This window comes from Streptomyces lycii, assembly GCF_009735685.1.
Taxonomy (GTDB): domain Bacteria; phylum Actinomycetota; class Actinomycetes; order Streptomycetales; family Streptomycetaceae; genus Streptomyces; species Streptomyces lycii.
In genome coordinates this window covers 44,934-52,683 of the sequence record NZ_WHPN01000314.1, presented here as the reverse complement: position 1 = coordinate 52,683, position 7,750 = coordinate 44,934, and the positions used below count along the sequence as shown (strand labels likewise).

The following is a 7,750-nucleotide window of genomic DNA, read 5'->3' as shown; positions in this document are numbered from 1 at the left end:
TCGCCCCGCTCGCCCTCACCGACTTCCGGCTGTCCCTGCTCGCCAAGTACCTCTGCTACGCGATCGTGGCCGTGGGCATCTGCCTGGCCTGGGGCCGGGGCGGGCTGCTCACCCTCGGCCAGGGCGTCTTCTTCGGCCTCGGCGGCTACGCGATGGCGATGCACCTCAAACTCGCCGACGCCGGACCCGGGCAGCTGCCCGACTTCATGCAGTTGTACGGCGGTACCGGCACGCTCCCCTGGTGGTGGAAGCCGTTCGAGAACCCGGTGTTCGCGCTGGCCGCGACCGTGCTGCTGCCGATGGCGGTGGCCGCGCTGCTGGGCTTCCTCATCTTCCGCCGCCGGGTGCGCGGCGCGTACTTCGCGATCCTCAGCCAGGCCCTCGCCGTCGCCATGGTGATCCTGCTCGTCGGCCAGCAGGGCACCACCGGCGGCACGAACGGCCTCACCGACATCCGGGGCTTCTTCGGCTACGACCTCGACGACCCGGTCAACCAGCGGACGGTGTACTTCCTGATCGCCGGTGTCCTGCTGCTGCTCATGGCCCTGGCCCGGCAGCTCATCCGCAGCCGCTACGGAGAACTGCTGGTCGCCGTACGGGACTCGGAGGAGCGGGTGCGCTTCCTCGGCTACGACCCTGCGACGGTGAAGCTCGTCGCCTATGTCACCGCGGCCGGCATGGCGGGCCTGGCGGGCGCCCTGTTCGTGCCCGCGGTCGGCATCATCTCGCCGGCGCTGATCGGCATCGTGCCGTCGATCCAGTTCGTCATCGGCGCCGCGCTCGGCGGCCGGGCCTCGCTCGTCGGGTCGGTGCTCGGCGCGATCGCGGTGGCATGGGCCCAGACGGCGCTGTCGGAGGAGTTCCCTGCGGCCTGGACGTACGCGCAGGGGCTGATGTTCGTCCTGGTGATCGGCTTCCTGCCGGGCGGCCTGGCGTCCCTGGCGGGCACGCTGCGGCGGCGCCGGTCCCGTACGCCGCGGGCACCCGACGCGCCCGGCCCGCCCGAGGGACCACCGGCTGCCGCGCCGGCGTCCGCACCCCGACTGGAGGTGACCCCGTGAACAGCGTGAACGGCACACACGGTGCGAACGGCGCGAACGGCAAGGCCACGGCGGCCGGCCCGGACAGCGCCCACAGCACCGACAGCGCCCACAGCACGAGCGGCGTGTCCGGCCCCGACCGCACTACCGGCGGCGGGGCGGCCCTGCCGCTCCGGATCCGCGGGCTCCGGGTCTCCTTCGACGGATTCACCGCGGTCGACGGCGTCGACCTGGACGTGGCACCCGGCGACATCCGGTTCATGATCGGGCCGAACGGCGCCGGGAAGACGACCCTCGTCGACGCCGTCACCGGCCTCGCCCGCGCGACGGGATCCGTCCGCGCCGGTGACCGGGAACTGCTCGGCAGCAGCGTGCACCGCATCGCCCGGGCGGGCATCGGCCGCACCTTCCAGACCGCCACGGTGTTCGAGGAACTGACGGTGCTGCAGAACCTGGACATCGCGGCGGGCGCCGGACGCGGCCCGCTGACGCTGCTGCGCCGCCGCCGGTCCGTACCCGGAGGTGTCGCACGCGCGCTGGAGCAGACGGGGCTCACGGAGCTGCGGGACCGTCCCGCCGGAGTGCTGGCGCACGGGCAGAAGCAGTGGCTGGAGATCGGCATGCTGCTGGTGCAGGACGCGCGGCTGCTGCTGCTCGACGAGCCCGTGGCGGGCATGAGCCACGAGGAACGCGACGCGACGGGCCGGCTGCTCGAATCGGTCGCCGGGGAACGCACCGTCGTCGTCATCGAGCACGACATGCAGTTCATGCGGTCCTACGCCCGCTCGGTCAGCGTGCTGCACGGCGGCCGGGTCCTCAGCGAGGGGACCGTCGCCGAGGTCCAGGCCGACCCGAAGGTGCAGGAGGTCTATCTGGGCCACGCGCCCGAACCGGGAACCGACCCGGCCGCCGAGTCGGCGGCCATGGCGAAGGAGGGCTGACCGTGGACGCGTCCGCCGCATTCCTGCTGGAGCTCCGGCAGGTCCACGCGGGTTACGACCGCATCCCGGTGCTGCACGGGGTGTCCGTCGCCGTCCCGGTGAACGGCGTCACCGCGCTGCTGGGACACAACGGGGCCGGCAAGAGCACCCTGCTGCGTGTCGCCGCGGGACTGCTCGCCCCCCGCGAGGGCCGGGTCCTGCTGGACGGCGAGGACATCACCCGGCTCGCCCCGCACCAGCGGGTGGCCCGCGGCATGGCCCATGTGCCGCAGGGCCAGCAGTGCTTCCCGCAGCTGACGGCCGCGGAGAATCTCCGGCTGGTCGCCGACGGCCGCCGTGGCGGGCGGGCCGCGACCGACGCGGCCCTGGACCTCTTCCCGGCGCTGCGCCCGCTGCTGGCGCGCCGGGCGGGGCTGTTGTCCGGCGGCCAGCGGCAGCAGCTCGCCATCGCCCGCGCCCTGGTCACCGAGCCGCGGCTGCTGCTGCTCGACGAGCCCACCGAGGGCATTCAGCCCTCGGTCGTCGCCGAGATCGAGGACACGATTCTCACGCTGACGGCCGGGGGCGGGCTGTCCGTGCTCCTCGTGGAACAGCACGTGGGCTTCGCCCTGCGGGCCGCCGAGCGCTACCACGTCCTGGAGTCCGGCCGCGTCACCTCCGGCGGGACGGGCGGTGAGGCGGCTCAGCGGGACGTACGGGCGGCACTGAGCGTGTGACGGGGGCACCGCGGTCCGGGCCCGCCGCCGTCGGACGCATCCCGTGCACCCGTACGCGCGGCGGCCCCGCGGGGTCCGGCGATGTCCAGGTTCGCCGGTCTGCCACGGGGCCGTCACGGTGCCGCCCGCGGGGCGGCGGGCCGGGTCAGCAGCGCTTGTCGCTCGCCGCCTGGTTGAAGAGCGGGTCGCCGGCCTTGCGTACGGCGCCGACGGCCGCCGTGCACTCCGTGACCGTGGCGGTGGGGTCGGACCAGAACTCCTGCTGGGTGCTGTTCGTCCAGGAACGCTCGCCGAGGATCTCGTCCTGCGAATAGCTGTAGATCCCCACCTTGACGTCGTAGTCGCCGGCGGTGTCCCGGAAGGAATCCCAGACCCAGAGGTATCCGTAGTTCTCACCGCACTCGGGCGAGTAGAACTGCTTGACGGACGCGACCGTCGCGGTACCGCGCTTAATGTAGGCGGTCTTGCCGATTTGATAGGCGTCGTCGCAGACGCCCGCCGTCTGCGCCATTTTACTGGCCGGGTTTCCGGCCGCAGACGGCGCCGTGGACTTGGCCTGGGAATTCGCCCGCTCCGACGGCTTGGGGGCGGGGCCGCTTCCGGCAACCGCGACACCGGCCGGAATCATAGCGAAGGCGCAGGTCAGCCCCACGAGAGCACGCTTGGTGTAACGCATGTGAACCCTTCTCCTGTTGCCGCGCCGAAGCGCGGGATATCCGCGGACAGGCATCCGGCTGTTCCCGTACAGCCATTTCGGTAATGCGCTCCGCAGAATTGCACCGAACACTGGACTAGACACGTGTACGGCGCGAAGGGTTGCACTCCTCCGGCACGAAAACCCATTCGGCTCAGCCGATTCCGCTTTTCGCGACCACCGAGTGAAGCCGGTGTGAAGAATCCGCGCCGGAACCCACCGGACTCCGCCGGGCGGACCCGGGTACGGCGGGCGGCCGGCGACGGAGGGCAGCCGGGGCAGGACGGCGGCGAAGGGCGGTCGCAAAGGACAGCGGCGAAGGGCGGCAGGGCGGCCGTCCTCCGGCCGCCCCGCCACCCTTCCCCGGCGCGTGCGGCTCACCGCGCCCACCACTCACACGCGCGCGACTCACACGCACGCGGCTCACGCACACCGCCCGGCACTCGTGCCGCATACCGCGTACCGCGCACCTCGTCCGCGCCCGCCGACCGCCGACTGCCAACCACCGATCACTGCCGCCCGCGGGCCGCTGCCGTGTGCGCAACCCGCCGCGCCCGCCTGCTAGCGCGCGTACCGCTCGATCTCGGCCAGTTCACCGGCGTCGAACTCCAGCCGGGCGGCAGCCGCCACGTTGTCCTCCAGCTGCCGGACGCTGCTGGCCCCCACCAGCGCCGAGGTGACCCGGCCGCCGCGCAGGATCCAGGCGATGGCCATCTGCGCCAGGCTCTGGCCGCGCCGCCGCGCGATGTCGTTGAGCGCCCGCACCTTGGCGAGGGTTTCCTCGGTGATGCCCTCGGCGGTCAGGAACGGGCTCGAACCGGCCGCCCGCGAGCCCTCCGGAATGCCGTTGAGATAGCGGTCCGTCAGCAGCCCCTGCGCCAGCGGCGAGAACGCGATCGAGCCCGCGCCCACCTCGTCCAGCGCGTCCAGCAGCCCGTCCTCGACCCAGCGGTTGAACAGGGAGTACGACGGCTGGTGGATGAGCAGCGGCGTGCCCAGCCCCGCCAGGATCCGGGCGGCCTCCCGCGTCTGCTCCGGGGAGTAGTTGGAGATGCCGACGTAGAGCGCCTTGCCCTGCTGGACCGCCGAGTGCAGCGCCCCCATCGTCTCCTCGAGCGGGGTGTCCGGGTCGGGGCGGTGCGAGTAGAAGATGTCGACATACTCCAGGCCCATCCGGTCCAGGCTCTGGTCCAGGCTGGCCAGGAGGTTCTTCCGGGACCCCCACTCGCCGTACGGACCGGGCCACATCAGATAGCCGGCCTTGGAGGAGATCACGATCTCGTCCCGGTACGGGCGGAAGTCACGGGCGAAGAGCCGGCCGAAGTTCTCCTCGGCGGCGCCGGGCGGCGGGCCGTAGTTGTTGGCCAGGTCGAAATGGGTCACCCCGAGATCGAAGGCGCGGCGCAGTACGGCCTGCTGGACCTCCAGGGGCTTCTCGTGGCCGAAGTTGTGCCACAGCCCCAGGGACACCGCGGGCAGCTTGAGGCCGCTGCGGCCGGTGCGGCGGTAGGGCATGGTGTCGTAGCGCGTATCCGCGGCGACGTGCGGGTTCACGGTGCTCCTCGGGACGGGTGCGGTGCTTGCGACGCCACACTAACCCGCCCCTCGGGCGGCCCCCGCGGCTCCGGGCGGGGCTTCCGGCGGGGTCTCGGCACCTCACGGGCGGGACCGGCCGGGAGCGGTGCCGGCCTCATCCGTCCCCGCATTTCGGTGAGTTGGATCCGGCCAACGTCTTGACGCGGCATCTCATGACCACCACGATGCCGTGGGAGCGCTCCCATTACTTCTTGCCCCCACCTCTCCCGCGGAAGGAACCCGAGCCGTGAACCACCATCCGCCCCAAGAACCCCTCCAGCGTGGTCGCCCGCGCCGGGGCAGAAACGCCGTACTCGCGGCCGTGGCCGTGGCCGGCCTGGTCGGCGGCTTCATCGCCGCACCGGCCATCGGCGCCGAGGCCGAGGCCCCGGAACTCATCACGAACGGCGACTTCGCCGACGGCACGACCACCGGCTGGTGGTGGACCGAGGGCAATCCGGGTGAGGTCGTGGACGGGCGCCTGTGCGCCGAGATCCCGGCCGGCACGGCCAACCCGTGGGACGCCATCATCGGCCAGAACGACCTCCCGCTGACCGCCGGCGAGAGCTACACGCTCCGCTACACCGCGACGTCCACGGTCCCGGTCACCATCCGCACCAACGTGCAGATGGCCGAGGACCCGTACACCGCGGAGCTGTCCTCCGCCGACCAGATCAGCGACGCCGGCGAGCCCGTCGAGCACGTCTTCACCGCCGCCGACGACCACGAGGCGGCACAGCTCGCCTTCCAGGTCGGCGGCAGCGAGGAGGCGTACACCTTCTGCGTCGACGACGTGTCGCTGACCGGTGGCGCCGAGCCGCCCGTCTACGAGCCCGACACCGGCTCCCCGGTCCGGGTCAACCAGGTCGGCTACGCGACGGACGGGCCCAAGAGCGGCACCTTCGTCACCGAGGCCACCGACCCGCAGGACTGGTCGCTGAAGAACGGCGAGGGCACCGAGGTCGCGAGCGGCAGCACCGAGCCCGGCGGCGTCGACCCGACGTCCGAGCAGAACGTCCACACGTTCGACTTCAGCGGGGTCACCGAGCCCGGTGAGGGCTACACCGTCACCATCGGCGAGGAGGTCAGCGAGCCGTTCGCCATCGGCGGCGACCTCTACTCGTCGCTGCGCACCGACGCGCTCGCGTACTTCTACCACAACCGCAGCGGCATCGAGATCGACGGTTCCATCGTCGGCGAGGAGTACGCCCGCGCGGCCGGCCACGTCGGCGTGGAGCCCAACCAGGGCGACACCGAGGTGCCCTGCCAGGAGGGTGTCTGCGACTACACCCTCGATGTCTCCGGCGGCTGGTACGACGCCGGTGACCACGGCAAGTACGTCGTCAACGGCGGCATCTCCGCCGCCCAGGTGATGTCCAACTTCGAGCGCACCCTCACCACCGAGGGCGCCGACGGCGAGGCCCTCGGCGACGGCAAGCTGCGCGTGCCCGAGCAGGGCAACGACGTGCCGGACATCCTCGACGAGGCCCGCTGGCAGATGGACTTCCTGATGAAGATGCAGGTGCCGGAGGGCGAGGAACTCGCCGGCATGGTCCACCACAAGATCCACGACAAGGCGTGGACCGGTCTGCCGCTGCTGCCCAGCGAGGACCCGCAGCCGCGTGAGCTGCACCCGCCGACAACCGCGGCGACCCTCAACGTGGCCGCGGCAGGCGCCCAGTGCGCGCGTCTGTTCGAGGAGTACGACGCGGACTTCGCGGCACGCTGCCTGGAGACGGCCGAGACGGCCTGGGCCGCCGCCAAGGCCAACCCGGACGTGCTCGCCGACCCGAACGACGGCACCGGCGGCGGGGCGTACCCCGACGAGGTCGTCACCGACGAGTTCTACTGGGCCGCGGCCGAGCTGTTCATCACCACCGGCGACGACAGCTACCGCCAGGAGGTCCTCGGCTCCGAGCTGCACGGTGACGCCGAGGCCGTCTTCCCGGCCAACGGCTTCAACTGGGGGTCCACCGCGGCCCTGGGCGCCCTGAGCCTGGCCACCGTGCCGAGCGAGCTGACCGACGCCGAGCTGGCCGACGTCCGCTCCATGGTCACCGCGGCGGCCGACAGCTACGCCCAGGCATCCGACGACTCGCTGTACGGCGTGCCGTACGCCCCGGAGGACAACAACTACGTCTGGGGCTCGAACAGCCAGGTCCTGAACAACATGGTCGTGCTCGCCACGGCCCACGACCTGACCGGTGACGCCACCTACAGCGACGCCGTGCTGCGCGGCATGGACTACATCCTCGGCCGCAACCCGCTCAACCAGTCGTACGTCACGGGCTACGGCGAGCGGGACTCCAAGAACCAGCACCACCGGTTCTGGGCCAACCAGCTCGACCCGTCGCTGCCGAACCCGGCTCCCGGCTCGGTCGCGGGCGGCCCGAACGTCGGCATCGAGGACCCGGTGGCCCAGGACAAGCTCCAGGGCTGCGCGCCGGCGATGTGCTACATCGACGACATCGAGTCCTGGGCGACGAACGAGATCACCATCAACTGGAACGCTCCGCTGGCCTGGGTCGCCTCGTACCTCGACGACCTCGGCGCCGCGACCAGCCACGACGACGGTCACGGCAACAGCTGACCGCGGCCCCGGGAGGCCCCGCGCCTCCCGGGCCCGTACGGCGGCGGCCGGATGACCGGCCGCCGGTGACACCACTCCAGGGCGGGGCCCCGGTGCGACAGGCACCGGGGCCCCGCCGCTGTGCGCGCCGGGTCCGGGATGTGCGTCCGGCCCGGCCGCCGCGGGTCCCGGCCGGGAGCGCGGGTGCCGGTTCG

Annotated in this window: 6 protein-coding genes; 4 read left to right on the top strand and 2 right to left on the bottom strand. The window is 72.2% G+C overall.

Going from position 1 to position 7,750, the window contains the following annotated elements; genetic code table 11:
• The 3 genes from urtC to GCU69_RS19315 form a co-directional block, all read left to right on the top strand.
• Positions 1-1,061: urea ABC transporter permease subunit UrtC (gene urtC / locus GCU69_RS19325; RefSeq protein ID WP_156206724.1), on the top strand; the 1,061-nt coding region annotated here is incomplete at its 5' end.
• Between the two features lie 143 nt (positions 1,062-1,204).
• Entirely contained in the window at positions 1,205-1,981 is a 777-nt protein-coding gene (urtD, locus tag GCU69_RS19320) for an urea ABC transporter ATP-binding protein UrtD (protein WP_156206727.1), read from the top strand.
• A 23-nt stretch (positions 1,982-2,004) separates the two neighbouring features.
• Positions 2,005-2,697: an ATP-binding cassette domain-containing protein gene (locus GCU69_RS19315; protein ID WP_156206726.1), complete on the top strand. Its 693-nt coding sequence runs from the start codon at positions 2,005-2,007 to the stop codon at positions 2,695-2,697.
• Positions 2,698-2,842: 145 nt separating this feature from the next.
• Here GCU69_RS19315 and GCU69_RS19310 read toward each other — a convergent pair whose 3' ends face one another.
• Together GCU69_RS19310 and mgrA are read right to left on the bottom strand one after the other, a co-directional pair.
• On the bottom strand, positions 2,843-3,208 hold the full coding sequence (locus tag GCU69_RS19310; RefSeq protein ID WP_328630006.1) for a hypothetical protein: 366 nt from the start codon (positions 3,206-3,208) through the stop codon (positions 2,843-2,845).
• A 744-nt stretch (positions 3,209-3,952) separates the two neighbouring features.
• A complete protein-coding gene (mgrA, locus tag GCU69_RS19305) occupies positions 3,953-4,945 on the bottom strand; it encodes an L-glyceraldehyde 3-phosphate reductase (RefSeq protein WP_156206722.1) in 993 nt (330 codons plus the stop codon).
• A gap of 343 nt (positions 4,946-5,288) precedes the next feature.
• Here mgrA and GCU69_RS19300 point away from each other — a divergent pair, with 343 nt between their 5' ends.
• A complete protein-coding gene (locus tag GCU69_RS19300; protein WP_176604609.1) occupies positions 5,289-7,556 on the top strand; it encodes a glycoside hydrolase family 9 protein in 2,268 nt (755 codons plus the stop codon).
• The last annotated feature ends 194 nt before the right edge of the window (positions 7,557-7,750 follow it).

Bases quoted from the DNA above. Each gene is read 5' to 3' on its own strand.
- GCU69_RS19310 (WP_328630006.1), bottom strand. From the start codon at position 3,208: ATGGCGCAGACGGCGGGCGTCTGCGACGACGCCTATCAAATCGGCAAG.